This window comes from Actinoplanes campanulatus (assembly GCF_014647795.1).
GTDB lineage: Bacteria > Actinomycetota > Actinomycetes > Mycobacteriales > Micromonosporaceae > Actinoplanes > Actinoplanes campanulatus.
Map to the genome: position 1 here is coordinate 266,586 of NZ_BMPW01000004.1, position 16,272 is coordinate 282,857.

10 protein-coding genes are annotated in these 16,272 nt (G+C 71.2%); all 10 read left to right on the forward strand.

Features of this window, described 5'->3' with window-relative positions; translation table 11 throughout:
• Window positions 1-7 precede the first annotated feature (7 nt).
• On the forward strand, window positions 8-859 hold the full coding sequence (locus IEZ13_RS09985) for a TatD family hydrolase (protein WP_183220519.1): 852 nt from the start codon (window positions 8-10) through the stop codon (window positions 857-859).
• Window positions 859-1,974 (forward strand): metabolite traffic protein EboE, encoded by a 1,116-nt coding sequence (gene eboE / locus IEZ13_RS09990; RefSeq protein ID WP_183220520.1) that lies wholly within the window; start codon window positions 859-861, stop codon window positions 1,972-1,974. Before IEZ13_RS09985 ends, eboE begins: the two co-directional genes overlap by 1 nt.
• Window positions 1,971-3,317 (forward strand): alkaline phosphatase family protein, encoded by a 1,347-nt coding sequence (locus IEZ13_RS09995; RefSeq protein WP_183220521.1) that lies wholly within the window; start codon window positions 1,971-1,973, stop codon window positions 3,315-3,317. Before eboE ends, IEZ13_RS09995 begins: the two co-directional genes overlap by 4 nt.
• Before the next feature lie 11 nt (window positions 3,318-3,328).
• Window positions 3,329-4,366 (forward strand): polyprenyl synthetase family protein, encoded by a 1,038-nt coding sequence (locus IEZ13_RS10000; protein ID WP_229794586.1) that lies wholly within the window; start codon window positions 3,329-3,331, stop codon window positions 4,364-4,366.
• A 116-nt stretch (window positions 4,367-4,482) separates the two neighbouring features.
• Window positions 4,483-7,275 carry a PQQ-dependent sugar dehydrogenase gene (locus IEZ13_RS10005; protein ID WP_183220522.1) on the forward strand — a complete coding sequence of 931 codons (2,793 nt, stop codon included), beginning with the start codon at window positions 4,483-4,485 and terminating at the stop codon, window positions 7,273-7,275.
• Window positions 7,276-7,286: 11 nt separating this feature from the next.
• Window positions 7,287-8,984 carry a ThuA domain-containing protein gene (locus IEZ13_RS10010; RefSeq protein ID WP_183220524.1) on the forward strand — a complete coding sequence of 566 codons (1,698 nt, stop codon included), beginning with the start codon at window positions 7,287-7,289 and terminating at the stop codon, window positions 8,982-8,984.
• A gap of 178 nt (window positions 8,985-9,162) precedes the next feature.
• Window positions 9,163-10,170 (forward strand): sugar phosphate isomerase/epimerase family protein, encoded by a 1,008-nt coding sequence (locus tag IEZ13_RS10015; RefSeq protein WP_183220526.1) that lies wholly within the window; start codon window positions 9,163-9,165, stop codon window positions 10,168-10,170.
• A 233-nt stretch (window positions 10,171-10,403) separates the two neighbouring features.
• Complete coding sequence (locus IEZ13_RS10020) at window positions 10,404-11,321, forward strand: sugar phosphate isomerase/epimerase family protein (RefSeq protein WP_183220528.1); 918 nt, start codon at window positions 10,404-10,406, stop codon at window positions 11,319-11,321.
• A gap of 1 nt (window position 11,322) precedes the next feature.
• Window positions 11,323-13,383, forward strand: coding sequence for a PQQ-dependent sugar dehydrogenase (locus tag IEZ13_RS10025; protein ID WP_183220530.1), 2,061 nt, complete (start codon window positions 11,323-11,325; stop codon window positions 13,381-13,383).
• A gap of 188 nt (window positions 13,384-13,571) precedes the next feature.
• Window positions 13,572-16,244 carry an alpha/beta hydrolase family protein gene (locus IEZ13_RS10030; RefSeq protein ID WP_183220532.1) on the forward strand — a complete coding sequence of 891 codons (2,673 nt, stop codon included), beginning with the start codon at window positions 13,572-13,574 and terminating at the stop codon, window positions 16,242-16,244.
• Window positions 16,245-16,272 lie beyond the last annotated feature (28 nt).

The following is a 16,272-nucleotide window of genomic DNA, read 5'->3' on the forward strand; positions in this document are numbered from 1 at the left end:
AGGTCCCGTGCGCATCTTCGACCCGCATATCCACATGACCTCACGCACCACCGACGACTACGGGCGGATGGCCGCCGCCGGAGTCCGGGCCGTCGTCGAACCGGCGTTCTGGCTCGGCCAGCCACGGACCAACCCGGGCTCGTTCACCGACTACTTCGACTCGCTGCTCGGGTGGGAGCCGTTCCGGGCCGCCCAGTTCGGCATCCGGCACCACGCCACCATCGCCCTGAACCCGAAGGAGGCCAACGACCCGCGCTGCCGGCCGGTGCTCGACCTGATCCCGCGCTACCTCGACAAGGACACGGTGGTGGCGGTCGGCGAGATCGGGTACGACGCGATGACCCCGGAGGAGGACGAGGCGTTCGCCGTGCAGCTGGCGCTGGCCGTCGACCATGAACTGCCCGCACTCGTGCACACCCCGCACCGGGACAAGGCGCAGGGCGTGAAACGGACCCTCGACGTGGTGCGGGAGAGCGGTATCCACCCCGGCCGGGTGGTCGTCGACCATCTCAACGAGGTGACCGTCGGCGACGTGCACGACACCGGCTGCTGGATGGGCTTCTCGATCTACCCGGACACGAAGATGTCACCACCACGGATGGTGGAGATCCTGCGTTCGCACGGCCTGGACCGGATGCTGGTCAACTCCGCCGCCGACTGGGGCCGCTCGGATCCGCTGCTGACCCGGCGCACCGGCGAGGCGATGCTCGCGGCCGGGTTCAGCGACGACGACGTGGACCGGGTGCTGTGGCGCAACCCGGTCGAGTTCTACGGACAGTCCGGGCGCCTCGATGTGAGCGAGACCGGCGACACCGGGCCGCTCTTCGAGGGCAGCTCGATCCTGCGAGGGGGCAGCTGATGCGGGTCCGCCGTCAGGACGGCCGGCCGGTCCATCTCAGCTACTGCACCAACGTGCACCCTGCCGAGGACCTGCCGGGGATCATCGGGCAGCTCGACACGTACGCCGTCGCGGTCCGGGAACGGCTCGGCGCCGACGTGCTCGGGCTGGGCCTGTGGCTGGCCGCGCCGGTCGCGGCCGCGCTGGCCGACGACGGTGAGACCCGTCTTCGGTTGCGCCAGGAGCTGGACGTGCGCGGTCTGGAGGTGGTCACCCTCAACGGCTTCCCGTACGAGGCGTTCCAGGCGCCGGTGGTCAAACATGCCGTCTACCGGCCCGACTGGACCACCCCCGAGCGTCTGGACTACACCCTGGACCTGGCCCGGATCCTGGTCGACCTGCTGCCCGCCGACGCCGACCGGGGTTCGGTGTCGACGCTGCCGCTGGCCTGGCGTGAGCCGTGGACGACGGAGAGCCACGACGCCGCCCGGCGGATGCTGGACCGGCTCGCCGAGGGCCTGTCCGAGATCGCCTGGCAGACCGGCCGGGTGGTCCGGGTGGCGTTCGAACCGGAGCCCGGCTGTGTCGCCGAGACCACCGCCCAGGCCGTCGACATGCTGGCCGGCACGAACACCGACCGGCTCGGCGTCTGCCTCGACCTGGCCCACCTGGCGTGCGCCTGGGAGGACCCGAAAGCCGCGGTGGACCGGCTGGCCACGGCCGGGGTCCCGATCGTCAAGGTGCAGGTGTCGGCAGCCCTGGAGGTCACCGACCCGGTCGCGGCCCGGCCGGTGCTGGTGCGGTACGCCGAACCCCGGTTCCTGCACCAGACCCGTACCGCCGCCGGCCACGCCTGCGACGACCTGGACCTCGCCCTGGCCGAGAACCCGCCCGGCCCGTGGCGCATCCACTTCCACGTGCCGCTGCACACGCCACCCGCGCCACCGCTGACCGCCACCACACCACTGCTGCGTGACGCGCTCGCCGTCGTGGACTGCGACCACTACGACGTGGAGACCTACACCTGGGACGTCCTGCCGGCCGGGCAGCGGCCCACCTCGCCCGCGGAACTGGCCGACGGCATCGCCGGTGAGCTCGCCTGGACCCGCGACCAGCTCACCGGAGGGCACGCATGACGAAACTCGTGGTCCTCGACGTGGTCGGGCTGACCCCGCGCCTGCTCGAACACATGCCCCGGCTGCGGGCGATCGGCTCCGTCAACCGGCTCGACCCGGTGCTCCCGGCCGTCACGTGCAGCGTGCAGGCCAGCCTGCTGACGGGGGAGACCCCGGCCGGGCACGGGATCGTCGGCAACGGCTGGTACTTCCGGGGCCTGGGCGAGGTGCTGCTGTGGCGCCAGCATCACGCCCTGGTCGGCGGGGAGAAGGTGTGGCAGGCCGCCCGCAAACGGTCGCCGGGCTACACGGTCGCCAACATCTGCTGGTGGTACGCCATGGGCGCGGACGTCGACTGGACGGTCACCCCACGGCCGGTCTACCACGCCGACGGCCGCAAGGAGCCGGACTGCTACACCGACCCGCCGGAGCTGCACGACGAGCTGACCGCGAAACTGGGCACCTTCCCGCTGTTCACCTACTGGGGACCGGGCGCCGGCCTCGCCTCGTCCACGTGGATCTGCCGGGCCGCCGAACACGTGATGGCCGCCCACGACCCGGACCTGACCCTGGTCTACATCCCACACCTGGACTACGACCTGCAACGGTACGGCCCGGACGACCCGCGCGCGGCGGCCGCCGCGGCCGAACTGGACACCGTGCTCGGCCCGCTGCTGGACGCCGCCGCGGCCCGCGGTGCGACGATCGTGGCGCTGTCGGAGTACGGCATCACCCCGGTGCACCGGCCGGTCGACGTCAACCGGCGGCTGCGCGAGAAGGGCCTGCTGCGGGTCCACACCCAGGCCGGCATGGAGTACCTGGACCCGTGGACCTCTACCGCGTTCGCCGTCGCCGACCACCAGATCGCCCACGTCTACGTGCGGGACCCGGCGGACGTGCCGGTGGTGGCCGCGCTGCTCAAAGGACTGCCGGGGGTCGCCGAGGTGCGCGACGGTCTCGGCCACGCCCGCTCCGGTGAGCTGGTGCTGGTCGCCGAACCGGACGCGTGGTTCACCTACTACTACTGGCTCGACGACGCCCGCGCCCCGGACTTCGCCCGGCTGGTGGACATCCACCGCAAGCCCGGCTACGACCCGGCCGAACTGTTCTTCGATCCCGCCGGGCCGGCGGCCGCGAAGCGCCGGGCCGCCGTCGCGCTGGCCCGCAAGAAGCTGGGCATGCGCTACCTGATGCGGGTGGTCGGCCTGGACGCCGGCGCGCGAGCGGTCCGCGGCTCGCACGGCCGCCTGCCGGACCGCGCCGAGGACTCCCCGGTCCTGCTCTGCTCGGACCCGGCCGGGGCCGTCGGCCGGATCGCCGCCACCGAGGTGAAGAGCCTGCTGTTGCGCCTGGCCGAGCGGTAGGGGAGGGGATCGTGACATTGCGGGCCCGGTTCGACGCCCAGCTCGCCGGCTTTCTCACCGGACAGGGCCCACAGTGGCCCGAGGGGGCGCCGCGGGGGCTGTTCAGCACACTGCAACGGTTCCTGCTGTCCGGCGGCAAGCGGCTGCGGCCGACGTTCTGCTACTGGGGCTGGCGCGGCGCGGACGGCGAGGACGATCCGGGCATCGTCACGGCGGCCGCGGCGCTGGAGATCTTCCACGCCTTCGCGCTGATCCACGACGACATCATGGACGGCAGTGAGCGGCGCCGCGGCGAGCCGTCGGTGCACGCGTTCTTCGCCGACCTGCACACCCGGTCGGCGTGGCGCGGTGACGCGGCCCGGTACGGGCGCAGCACCGCGCTGCTCTGCGGCGACCTGTGCGCGGCCTGGGCGGACCAGATGTTCCTGGGCTGCGGGCTGAGCGACGAGCAGGTGAGCCGGGGTTACGCGGTCTTCGGCGCCATGCGCACCGAGGTGATCGCGGGCCAGTACCTCGACCTGGTCTCCGGGGTGGGCGACGGCTCGACCGCGAGCGCCCTGACCGTGATCCGGCTCAAGTCGGCCCGGTACACGGTGACCCGGCCGTTGCAGATCGGCGCGGCCCTGGCCGGCGCCGGGGAAGGGCTGCTGGCGGATTTCGCCGAGTTCGGTGATCCGCTCGGCGACGCCTTCCAGTTGCGTGACGACGTGCTCGGGGTGTTCGGTGATCCGGCGGTGACCGGCAAGCCGGTGCTCGACGACCTGCGCGAGGGCAAACGTACGGTGCTGACGGCGCTGGCCCGCGAGGCGGCCGGGCACCGGCAGGCGGCCCGGATCCGGGCGCTGCTGGGCAGCCCGGACCTGGACGAGGAGGGCGCGGCCGAGCTGCGCCGGATCATCGTCGACACCGGCGCGCTGGACGGCGTGGAACGACTGATCAAGCTGAGGGTGGAGTCCGCCCTGGCGGCGCTGGCCGGATCGGGGATCGCGCCCGAGGTGGCGGCCCGGCTGACGGCGCTGGCGCACGAGTTAGTTGACCGTCAGCGTTGAAAAGTTCCGTACGTAGTGACAAAAGTCGATGGCTTCTTTACTGTTTCGGGCAGGTGAAGTCGGCGGCGCGACCACCCATTCCGCACGTTCCTCAGCTCTGAAGGGATGGCCGCACCATGCCCGTTTCGTCCCGCCGCCGATGGTGGACCGCCGGCTCCATAGCCGCTCTGATCCTCGCGACCGCCCAGGCTCCAGCCCAGGCGCACCCCGTGAACCCCGCCGACTTCCAGCAGGTCACCCTCGCCAAGGGGGAACCCGAGGTCGGCGAGCCGATGAGCCTCGCCGTGCTGCCGGACCGCTCCGTGCTGCACACCGCCCGCAACGGCACGCTGCGCCGCACCGACGCCGCCGGCAACACCGCCGTCGTCGGCACCCTCGCCGTCTACACCCACGACGAGGAGGGGCTCCAGGGCGTCGGCGTCGACCCCGGCTTCGCCACCAACCGGTTCATCTACCTCTACTACGCCCCGCCGCTGAACACGCCGGCCGGCGACGCCCCGGACACCGGCACCGACTTCTCCGCCTGGAACGGCGTCAACCGCCTCGCCCGCTTCACCCTCACCGCGGACTGGAAGCTCGGCGCCGAGCGCACGATCCTCGACGTGCCGGCCACCCGGGGCATCTGCTGCCACGTCGGCGGCGACATCGACTTCGACGCGGCCGGCAACCTCTACCTGTCCACCGGCGACGACAGCAACCCGTTCCAGTCCGACGGCTACACCCCGATCGACGAGCGCGCCAACCGCAATCCGGCCTTCGACGCCCAGCGGACCGCGGCGAACACCAACGACCTGCGCGGCAAGATCCTGCGCATCAAGGTCAACGCGGACGGCACGTACAGCTCGCCGGCCGGGAACATGTTCGCCCCGGGCACGGCCGGGACCCGCCCGGAGATCTACGCGATGGGCTTCCGCAACCCGTTCCGGATGACCGTCGACAGGGCCACCGGCGTGGTCTACGTCGGCGACTACGGCCCGGACGCCGGATCGTCGTCCACCCGCGGACCCAGCGGCCAGGTCGAGTTCAACCGGATCACCGCGCCCGGCAACCACGGCTGGCCGTACTGCACCGGCACCAACACCGCCGCCGAGACGTACGCCGACTTCAACTTCGCCACCGGCGCCGTCGGCGCCAAGTTCAACTGCGCGGCCGGGCCGGCCAACAACTCGCCCCGCAACACCGGCCTCGGCACCCTTCCGGCGGCCAAGACCTCCTGGATCCGGTACGGCGGGGACGCCGGCACGCCACCGGAGTTCGGCGGCGGCTCCGAATCGCCGATGGGCGGCCCGGTCTACCGGTACGACGCCGCCAACCCCTCCACCACGAAGTTCCCGCAGTCGCTGGACGGGCACTTCTTCGCCGCCGAGTTCGGCCGCGGCTGGATCAAGCCGATCCACGTCGGCGCCGACGGCTCGGTCGGCGAGATCTCGGCCTTCACCTGGAACGGCAAGCAGGTGATGGATCTGGCGTTCGGGCCGGACGGGGCGCTCTATGTGCTCGACTACGGCACCGGCTACTTCAACGGCGACGAGAACTCGGCGCTGTACCGGTACGACTACGTCGGCGGCGGCAACCGGGCCCCGACCGCGGTGGCGAACGCCAACCAGACCTCCGGGCAGGCGCCGCTGACCGTCCAGTTCTCCTCGGCCGGCTCCACCGACCCCGAGGGCGGGGCGCTGACCTACCGGTGGGACTTCGGCGACGGCGGCACCTCCACGGCGGCCGGCCCGTCGCACACGTTCACCGCCAACGGCGCCTACGACGTCAAGCTCACCGTCACCGACCCGCAGGGCGCCACCGGCACCGACAGCGTGCAGGTCGGGGTCGGCAACACCGCGCCCACCGTACGGATCGGCGCGCCCGGCGACGGGCAGGTCTTCGCCTTCGGCGACACCGTCGCCTACTCGGTGACGGTCACCGACCCGGAGGACGCCACCATCGACTGTGCCAAGGTCAAGATGACCTACGTGCTCGGCCACGACCAGCACGGGCACCAGATCACCTCGAAGACCGGCTGCTCCGGCACGCTCACCATCCCGGTCGACGGCGAGCACGACACCGCGGCGAACATCTTCGCGGTGTTCGACGCCGAGTACACCGACGCCGGCGGCCTGACCACGCACACCCAGCACACCCTGCAACCCGCGCACCGGCAGGCCGAGCACTACAAGACCTCCGCAGGCGTCGCCCCGATGAACAAGCCGGAGGCCGAGGGCGGCAAGACCGTCGGGGACATCCACAACGGCGACTGGATCGCGTTCCAGCCGTACCAGCTCGGCAACGTATCGCGCTTCAGCGCCCGGGTCTCGTCGGCCGGCGTCGGCGGCACGATCCAGGTGCGGGCCGGCTCGGCCACCGGGACCGTGCTCGGCTCGGCCACCGTGCCGGTGACCGGCGGCTGGAACGTCTTCACCGACGTCAGCGGCGCCCTCACCAACCCGCCGGCCGGCGCCACCACGCTGTACCTGACGTTCAGCGGCGGCGCCGGGGCGCTCTTCGACGTCGACGCGTTCACCCTGACCGCGGCCCGGACCGGCCCGGTCGTCGGCCTCGCCGGCAAGTGCCTGGACGTCAGCGGCGGCGGCACCGCCGACGGCACCAAGATCCAGCTGTGGACCTGCAACGGCTCGGCCGCGCAGGTGTGGACGGTCAACGGTCAGGTGTGGCGCAACCCGCAGTCGGGCAAGTGCCTCGACGTGGCCGGCGGCGCGACCGCGAACGGCACCAAGGCGCAGCTGTGGACCTGCAACGGCACCGGCGCCCAGAACTGGACGGCACAGGCCGACAAGACGGTCCGGAACCCGGTGTCCGGCCGCTGTCTCGATGTGTCGCAGAACAGCTCCGCCGACGGCCAGCAGATCCACATCTGGGACTGCCTGGGCGCCGCCAACCAGCAGTGGAACCTGTGAGGAGGGATTCCATGCGCAGCAGACTCTCCCTGGTGATCGCCGCAGCGCTGACCACCCTGGCCTGCACCGCGGCGCCCGCCCCGGCCGTCGCGGCCGACACCCCGTACGACGTCCTGGTCTTCTCCAAGACCACCGGCTTCCGGCACGACTCGATCGCCGCGGGCATCCAGGCCATCCGTGACCTGGGCGCGGCGAACAACTTCACGGTCACCGCGACCGAGGACTCCACCGCGTTCAACACCACGAACCTGGCCCGCTTCGAGACCGTCGTCTTCCTGAACACGACCGGCGACATCCTCGACGCGACCCAGCAGAGCGCCTTCGAGGCGTACATCCGTGGCGGTGGCGGATACACCGGCATCCACTCGGCGGCCGACACCGAGTACGACTGGCCGTTCTACGGACAGCTAGCCGGCGCCTGGTTCGCCTCGCACCCGGCGGTCCAGCAGGCCACCGTCAGGGTCGAGGACCGGGCGCACGCGGCCACCGCACACCTACCGCAGACCGTGCAGCGCACCGACGAGTGGTACGACTACCGCACCAACGCCCGCAGCACCGCACACGTGCTGTCGACGCTCGACGAGTCGTCGTACTCCGGCGGGCAGATGGGCGCCGACCACCCGCACTCCTGGTGCAAGACCCTCGACTCGGGCCGCTCGTTCTACACCGGCGGCGGGCACACCCAGTCCGCGTACAGCGAGCCGGCGTTCCGGGCGCACCTGCTCGGCGGGATCCGCTACACGGCCAAGCGGACCCACGCCGACTGCCGCCCGGAGACCGGCTACACCGCCCTCTACAACGGCTCCACCACCGGCTGGTCGCAGGCCGGGCCCGGCGCCTTCACCAGCACCGACGCCACCCTGACGTCCACCGGCGGGATGGGCCTGTACTGGTACTCGGCCAAACAGTTCACCAACTACTCGCTCAAACTCGACTGGCGGCTGGCCGGGGACGACAACACCGGCGTCTTCCTCGGGTTCCCGCCGTCGAGCGACCCCTGGTCGGCGGTGAACAACGGCTACGAGATCCAGATCGACGCCACCGACGCGGCCGACCGCACCACCGGCTCGGTCTACACGTTCAAGGCCGCCGACATCGCGGCCCGGGACGCGGCGCTCAACCCGCCGGGGGAGTGGAACACCTACGAGATCCGGGTCGAGGGCGAGCGCCTCCAGGTCTTCCTCAACAGCGTCAAGATCAACGACTACACCAACACCGATCCGGTACGGTCGCTCGCCGGCCACATCGGCATCCAGAACCACGGTGACGGGGACGAGGCGTCGTTCCGCAACATCCGGATCAGGGAGCTGGGCGGCCCCACCGGTGGCACCGGGCCGGTCGTCGGCCTGGCCGGCAAGTGCCTCGACGTGAGCAACGGCGGCTCCGCCGACGGCACCAAGATCCAGCTGTGGACGTGCAACGGCAGCGGCGCGCAGAACTGGACGGTCAGCGGCCAGGTCTGGCGCAACCCGCAGTCGAACAAGTGCCTGGACGTGTCCGGCGGCGGCACCGCCAACGGCACCAAGGTGCAACTCTGGACCTGCAACGGCAGCGGCGCGCAGAACTGGGCCGCGCAGGCCGGCGGCACGGTCCGCAACCCGCAGTCGGGCCGGTGCCTGGACGTGTCGCAGAACAGCTCCGCCGACGGCCAGCAGATCCACCTCTGGGACTGTCACACCGGCGCGAACCAGCAGTGGCGTCTTCCCTAGACGTACCACCGCTACTAGGGTGGGTTGCGGCGACCGTGGACACAGCGGTGTCCGGGACGGGAGGCGCAACCCACCCCGGCATGCCCGCCGCACCCTGCCCTGACCGCTCGCCTCACTCCGGCTCCTCGCGCCGGGCATCGAATCCCCTTTCGAGACACTGCTGCGAGGAAGTGACACCATGGCACGACCGATCACCCTGTTCACCGGTCAGTGGGCCGACCTGCCGTTCGACGAGGTGTGCCGGCTGGCCTCCGGCTGGGGTTACGACGGCCTGGAGATCGCCTGCTGGGGCGACCACTTCGAGGTCGACAAGGCGCTCGCCGACGACGGCTACCTCGACCGTAGACGCGAGACCCTGGCCAAGCACAACCTGAAGGTCTTCGCGATCTCCAACCACCTGGTCGGCCAGGCGGTCTGCGACCACCCGATCGACGAGCGCCACCGGGACATCCTGCCGGCCCGGATCTGGGGCGACGGCGAACCCGAGGGGGTCCGCCGGCGGGCCGCCGAGGAGATGAAGGACACCGCCCGTGCGGCCGCCAAGCTCGGCGTGCGTACCGTCGTGGGTTTCACCGGGTCGTCGATCTGGCACACGCTGGCCATGTTCCCGCCGGTGCCGCCGTCGATGATCGAGCGTGGCTACGCCGACTTCGCCGACCGCTGGAACCCGATCCTCGACGTCTTCGACGAGGTGGGCGTCCGGTTCGCGCACGAGGTGCACCCCAGCGAGATCGCCTACGACTACTGGACCACCAAACGCGCGCTGGAGGCGATCGGGCATCGGCCCGCGTTCGGCCTCAACTGGGACCCGTCGCACTTCGTCTGGCAGGACCTGGACCCGGTCAACTTCATCTTCGACTTCGCCGACCGCATCTACCACGTGGACTGCAAGGACGCTAAGGTGCGCACCGGCGACGGCCGGCGTGGCCGGCTCGCCTCCCACCTGCCGTGGGCGGACATGCGGCGCGGCTGGGACTTCGTCTCCACCGGTCACGGTGACGTGCCCTGGGAGGACTGCTTCCGGGCGCTGAACGCGATCGGCTACGACGGCCCGATCTCGATCGAGTGGGAGGACGCCGGCATGGACCGGCTCGTCGGCGCCCCGGAGGCTCTCCAGTTCGTGCGCGGGCTGGCGTTCGACGCGCCGTCGGCGGCGTTCGACGCGGCCTTCTCCTCCAGCCAGTAGCCCTCACCTCCTGGTCAGAGTCCCGGCCGGGCGCCCGCGCGCGCCCGGCCCGGCCCGTCATGCCCTTTCGTCGAAGTCAACGAAAGTTCCATTGATCCATGCGGATGTTTCTCTAGAGACGATTGTGAATACGCGGTAACGTGCGGTACGGAAACCGCTCTGCACGAAAGTTGCCGTCTGCGGGCGCTCCTCGCAGGCCATCCGTGTTCACTGCCGTAACCGGAGGCACCACCATGCATGAGTCACCATCCCGTCCGTCCGCCCTGAGCCGCCGCAACCTGCTCGGCGCCGCGGCTGCCGGCGCCACCGCCACAGCTATCGGATCACCCGCCGCGGCCGGGGGCGGTGGCGCCGCGCACCGGGTTCCCCGCGACCAGATCAGCGTGCAGCTCTACACCCTGCGCAACCAGCTCGCCATCGACCTCGAGGGGAGCCTCGCCGAACTCGCCGAGATCGGCTACACCCGCGTCGAGCACGCCGGATTCGTGGGCCGCACCGCCGCCCAGTTCCGGGCCGCCCTCGACAACGCCGGCCTGCGCGCCACCTCCGGCCACGCTGGCATCCCGCAACCGTGGAACGCCGATACCTGGAAACGCACCCTGGACGACGCCGCCGTCGTCGGCAACAGGTTCATCGTCCACCCGTACTTCGGCACCGGGCCTTCCGGGCCGATCCGCGACGGCGCCGTCTACCGCGCCTTCGCCGCCGACCTCAACTCCGCCGGCGAGCTGGCCCGCAAGGCCGGGCTCAGCTTCGGCTACCACAACCACCACAACGAGTTCCTGCGCCAGACCGGCACCGAGATCACCGGCTTCGACATCCTCACCGGCGAGACCGACCCCCGCCTGGTGCACCTGGAGGTCGACATCTACTGGGCCTGGCGCGGCGCCGCCGACCCGGTCGACCTGATCGAGCGCAACCGCCGCCGGATCAAGCAGGTGCACGTCAAGGACATGACCGTGAGCAGCGGCTTCGCCGACCCCGGCGACGGTCTGATCGACTTCGAGCGGGTGTTCCGCCGCGCCCACGAGGCCGGCCTCATCGAATACATCGTGGAACGTGACGACGCCGGCAGCCCGCCCCGCACCCCGGAGCAGGCCCTCGACACCGCCCGCGTCGGCTACCAGTACCTCGCCGGACTGAGGTACTGACATGCGACGGCTCGTCACCGGCGCCGCCGCGGCCCTGCTCGCCACCACCCTGGTCACCGGCTTCGGCAACCCGGCCCAGGCCGCCCCGCCGGACACCGACTTCCAGAAGGTCACCCTCAACGACTACCCGGGCGAGCCGATGGCCCTGGCCGTCCTGCCCGACAAACGGGTGCTGCACACCGCCCGCCGCGGTGAGGTACGCATCCATGAGCCGCGGACCGGCCGCAACGTCCTGGCCGCCACCATCCCGGTCTACCTGCACGACGAGGAGGGTGTGCAGGGCATCGCCGTCGACCCCGGCTTCCGCCACAACCACTGGGTGTACGTCTACTACTCGCCGGTGCTGAACACCCCGGTCGACGACCCGGCCACACCGAACGTCAACGAGGGCAACGCCCCGGAGAACGGCGCCGCCGCCGACTTCGCCCCGTTCAAGGGGCACCTGCAACTGTCCCGGTTCAAGCTGCGCGGCAACACCCTCGACCTGCGTAGCGAACAGCGGATCCTCCAGGTCCCGGTGGACCGGGGCATCTGCTGCCACGTCGGCGGAAAGATCGACTTCGACCGGCACGGCAACCTCTACCTCTCCACCGGCGACGACACCAACCCGTTCGCGTCCAGCGGCTACACCCCGATCGACGAGCGGGCCGGGCGCAACCCCGCGTTCGACGCCCAGCGTAGCTCCGGCAACACCAACGACCTGCGCGGCAAGCTCCTGCGGATCACCGTCAAGCCGAACGGGACCTACAGCATCCCGCGCGGAAACCTGTTCAAACCGGGCACTCCGAAGACCCGTCCCGAGATCTACGCCATGGGGCTGCGCAACCCGTTCCGGTTCGACGTCGACGAGAAGACCGGCGTCGTCTACCTGGCCGACTATTCGCCGGACGCGCGCAACGCCGACCCGGCGCGCGGGCCGGCCGGGCACGGGCGCTGGATGGCCATCGACAAACCCGCCAACTACGGATGGCCGTACTGCGTGGCGCCCGACATGCCGTACGTGGACTACGACTTCGCGACGAGCACCTCCGGCGCGCCGTTCAACTGTGCCCAGCCGGTCAACGAGTCGCCCAACAACACCGGTCTGCGGAACCTGCCGCCGGTGGAGAAGGCGGAGGTCGTCTACACGTACACGGCGAGCACCCAGTTCCCCGAGCTGGGCACCGGCGGCATCGGCCCGATGGGCGGGCCCGCCTACCAGTACGACCGGCGCAACACCTCACCGTTCCGCTGGCCGGCCGACTTCGCCGGGAAACCGCTGTTCTACGAGTGGACCCGCGACTACGTGAAGTCCTTCACCCTGGACCGCCGCAACCAGGTAACGGCCGTCGAGGCGGTGCTGCCGTCGATCGTCTTCGACAACCCGATGGACCTGGAGTTCGGGCCCGACGGCGCGCTCTACGTCCTCGAGTACGGCGACGGCTACTTCGCCGAGAACCCGGAGGCACAGCTCGCCCGGATCGACTACGCGCCGAGGAACCGGACGCCGATCGTGAAGATCAGCGGGTCACCCACGGTCGGGTCGGCGCCGTTCACGGTGAACTTCACCAGCGCGGGCACGGTCGACCCGGACGGCGACGCCCTCCGGTACGCGTGGGACTTCGACGCCGACGGCGACGTCGACTCCCGCGAGGCCGACCCGTCCTGGACGTACACCGAGAACGGTGACTACCGGGCCACCCTCAAGGTCACCGACTCGACCGGGCGTTCGGCGTCCGCCGAGTTCCGGCTGCACGTCGGGCCGGTGGCGCCCTCCGTGTCGTTCGTGACACCGACCGAGGACCAGCCGTTCGAGTTCGGCGACACCGTCGCCTTCCAGGTGAACGTGGTCGACGACCAGCCGGTGAACTGCGCGAACGTGCAGGTCTCCTACATCCTCGGCCACGACGAGCACGGCCACCCGCTGTCCACGACCTCCGGGTGCAGCGGCTCGATCACCACGTTCATCGACCCCGGGCACGCCGGGGCGGAGGGCCTGGTGGCGGTCTTCGTCGCCGAATACACCGACGGCGACGGGCAGACCGGCTCCGCCGAGGTGGTCCTCACACCCAGCGAACCCTGATGCCCGTGACGGGCCCGGCCCCTACTCGGCCGGGCCCGTCACGATGGGGGCCGGCTGGACCACCGATCTACGCCCGGCGCGGGCGGCACAGGCGGGAGTGGGCAGCCGGGTCGCTTCCTGCACGAGGGGGTGCACGTAGGCGTACCGGAGAAGTTATGTATTTGCATGTATCTACTAGAACGGGATGCATGCGTGGACTTTCGGTTGCCATCGCCGCGATCGTGCTGGGTCTCGGAGTGTCGGGGCCCGCGTCGGCGGACCCGCCCCGGCCCGCGCCCACCGGGCTGCCACCCGGATGGTCCTTCGGCGAGGGGGCGCTCACCTGGACCAGCGAGCGGATCATCCCGCCCGGGGACGCCGCGGTGGAGTTCTGGTCGGGGGAGCGGCTGCTCGGGAGAGCTCGCGGTGGTCCTGACCTGCGGACCTTCGTGCTCAGCGGCGGGGTGTCGGGGCGGCTGACCGACCTGCGGGTCCGGATCGGTGGCAAACGCGTGGATGCGGCGGCGCCATCGGGGGCCCGGACCGCGGGCACGCCCTCCGCCGTGCCCGAGCAGCCGGCCCACCCGACCGATCCGGGGATCCCGGGGCCCTATGCGACCACCACCGGTGAGTACACGCTGCCGGGCATCAGGCTGTCCACCTATCCGGAGCCGGTCGAGATGCAGGGGGTCGTGGTGGCGCCGAAGGGGGCGCCGGGGAAGCGGCCGCTGGCGCTGTTCCTGCACGGGCGGCACTGGACCTGCTTCATCGAGGGCGACGACGACACGATCATCATGGACTGGCCCTGTTGGGGAGAGTCCGAGCCGGTGCCCAGTCATCGCGGCTACCTCCAGGCGCAGCGACTGCTGGCGTCGCAGGGCTACGTCACCGTGTCGATCTCGGCCAACGGAATCAACGGGCAGGACGACGCGGACACCGACGGCGGCGCCCGGGCCCGGTCGGCGCTGATCCGCACCCACCTCGCCCACTGGGCCGACTGGTCCGGCAGCGGCCGGAACCGGGCGCCCGCGGCGGTGAAGGCGGCACCCCGCGCCGACCTGGACCGGGTGTTCCTGATGGGGCACTCGCGCGGCGGTGAGGGCGTGAACCGGGCCGCTCTCGACAGCCTCGATCCGCCGGCGGCCGGACAGGACGGCTACCGCGGGCGGGTGCGCTGGACGATCCGCGGACTGTTTCTCGTCGGGCCCACCATTTTCGGCCACAACCCGCAACCCGACGTGCCATCGGCCACGATTCTGCCCGGGTGCGACGGGGACGTCGCCGATCTCCAAGGGCAGATGTACGTCGACGCCACCCGGGGTGTCAGTGCCGGGCGGGCGCTGCACAGCGCGCTGTACATGGTCGGGGCGAACCACAACTACTTCAACACCGAGTGGACCCCGGGGCAGGCGGTCGCCCCCGCGTTCGACGACGTCTACGCCGAGGACGACCCACTGTGCACGGCCGGACTGTCCCCGGCACGGCTCAGTCCGCAGCAGCAGCAGACGGCGGGCGCCACCTACATCGCCACGGCGGCCCGGCTGTTCGTCGCCGGCGACGACCGGGCGCGGCCGCTGCTCGACGGGACCGGGGTGCGTGCGCCCTCGGCCGGTCCGGCCCGGGTGCCAGCCCATGCGATCGGCGCGAACCGCGGCGCCGCGATCATTCCGGACACCGACCTGACCCTGCGCGGCGCCCGGCTGTGTGAGCAGGTCCCCGCGGACCCGGAGCAGGCCTGCGGGGACATCGATCGGTACGCGCAGGGGTCGCCCCACTTCGTGCCGTTCTGGGAGCCGGAACCCGGGCGGTACGCGATCCAGCTCGACCGGGCGGCGACCATTCAGCCGGCCACACCGATGGCGGTCGCCGGGGCGGAGGCTCTCGCGATGCGGCTCATCGTGCCACCCAACGCGCCCGCCACCACGTTCACCGTCGCCGTCACCGATGATCGCGGCCGGCGGACCGGGCTCGGCACGGCCACCGTCACGGGGCTACCGGGTAGCGACGGAACCATGTCGTACTGGGCGCAGGAGGTGCGGCTGCGACTGCCGGCGCACGTTCGTACCATCGCGGGTCTGGAAATCGTCGCGGAGGGTGACCGGCCCGCCTGGCTGATCGACGCCTGGGGCTGGCGGCCCGGCACCCCGGCGCCGCGACCGGCCGATCTCGACCGTATCGACGTCGGCACCCTGGCCGTCGACGAGAACGACGAGGCGTCCACCACCTACACCGTCCCGGTGCGCATCGATGGTGACCGGCCGGCGCGGATCCGGCTGTTCCTGACCGATGCGCGCACCTACGAGACGAGGAACTGGGTGGCCGACATCGTGCCGGGGACGACCAGCATCACCGTGCCGGTCGCGGTGGCCGGCAACACGACCTACGGCGGCGACCGGCGATACGTCCTGTCCGCGAAGGCCGTCCACGGTGCGGTGGTCGGCGATCACGGCGGCGGTGTCCTCGTCCACGACGACGAATCGATACCGGAGGTCACCATCACCCCGGCCGTCACCGCGGCTGAGGGAACGCCCCTGACCTGGACGATCAACCTGTCCGCCCCGGCCGACGAATACCTGTACCTGCGGTTCCTGGCGTGGCCGTCGGCGACCGGACCGGAGTTGTCCTCGACCGACGTCGACCCTGCCTGGTTCACCGAGAACTCCGGCGAGGACCCGGAACCCTCCCGGCCGCTGTCCGGCACCGCTCTCCGGCTGTACGTGCCGATCGAGCCGGGCACGACGACGCTCGAACTGACCGTGCCGACCGTCACCGACACGACCGTCGAAGGCCCGGAGCACCTGCGGCTGCTGCCGCTGCTCGACCTGCCGGACACCTGGTGGCCGATCGAGCTCCCGATGGTCGACGGCACGGTGACCGGCTGACGCGAGGCGTGCCCGGGGCTTTCCGTCC

Excerpts from the sequence above, each read along its gene's own strand:
- eboE (WP_183220520.1), top strand. The coding sequence starts at position 859 with ATGCGGGTCCGCCGTCAGGACGGCCGGCCGGTCCATCTCAGCTACTGC.
- IEZ13_RS09995 (WP_183220521.1), top strand. The coding sequence starts at position 1,971 with ATGACGAAACTCGTGGTCCTCGACGTGGTCGGGCTGACCCCGCGCCTG.
- IEZ13_RS10005 (WP_183220522.1), top strand. The coding sequence starts at position 4,483 with ATGCCCGTTTCGTCCCGCCGCCGATGGTGGACCGCCGGCTCCATAGCC.
- IEZ13_RS10010 (WP_183220524.1), top strand. The coding sequence starts at position 7,287 with ATGCGCAGCAGACTCTCCCTGGTGATCGCCGCAGCGCTGACCACCCTG.
- IEZ13_RS10015 (WP_183220526.1), top strand. The coding sequence starts at position 9,163 with ATGGCACGACCGATCACCCTGTTCACCGGTCAGTGGGCCGACCTGCCG.
- IEZ13_RS10020 (WP_183220528.1), top strand. The coding sequence starts at position 10,404 with ATGCATGAGTCACCATCCCGTCCGTCCGCCCTGAGCCGCCGCAACCTG.
- IEZ13_RS10025 (WP_183220530.1), top strand. The coding sequence starts at position 11,323 with ATGCGACGGCTCGTCACCGGCGCCGCCGCGGCCCTGCTCGCCACCACC.
- IEZ13_RS10030 (WP_183220532.1), top strand. The coding sequence starts at position 13,572 with ATGCGTGGACTTTCGGTTGCCATCGCCGCGATCGTGCTGGGTCTCGGA.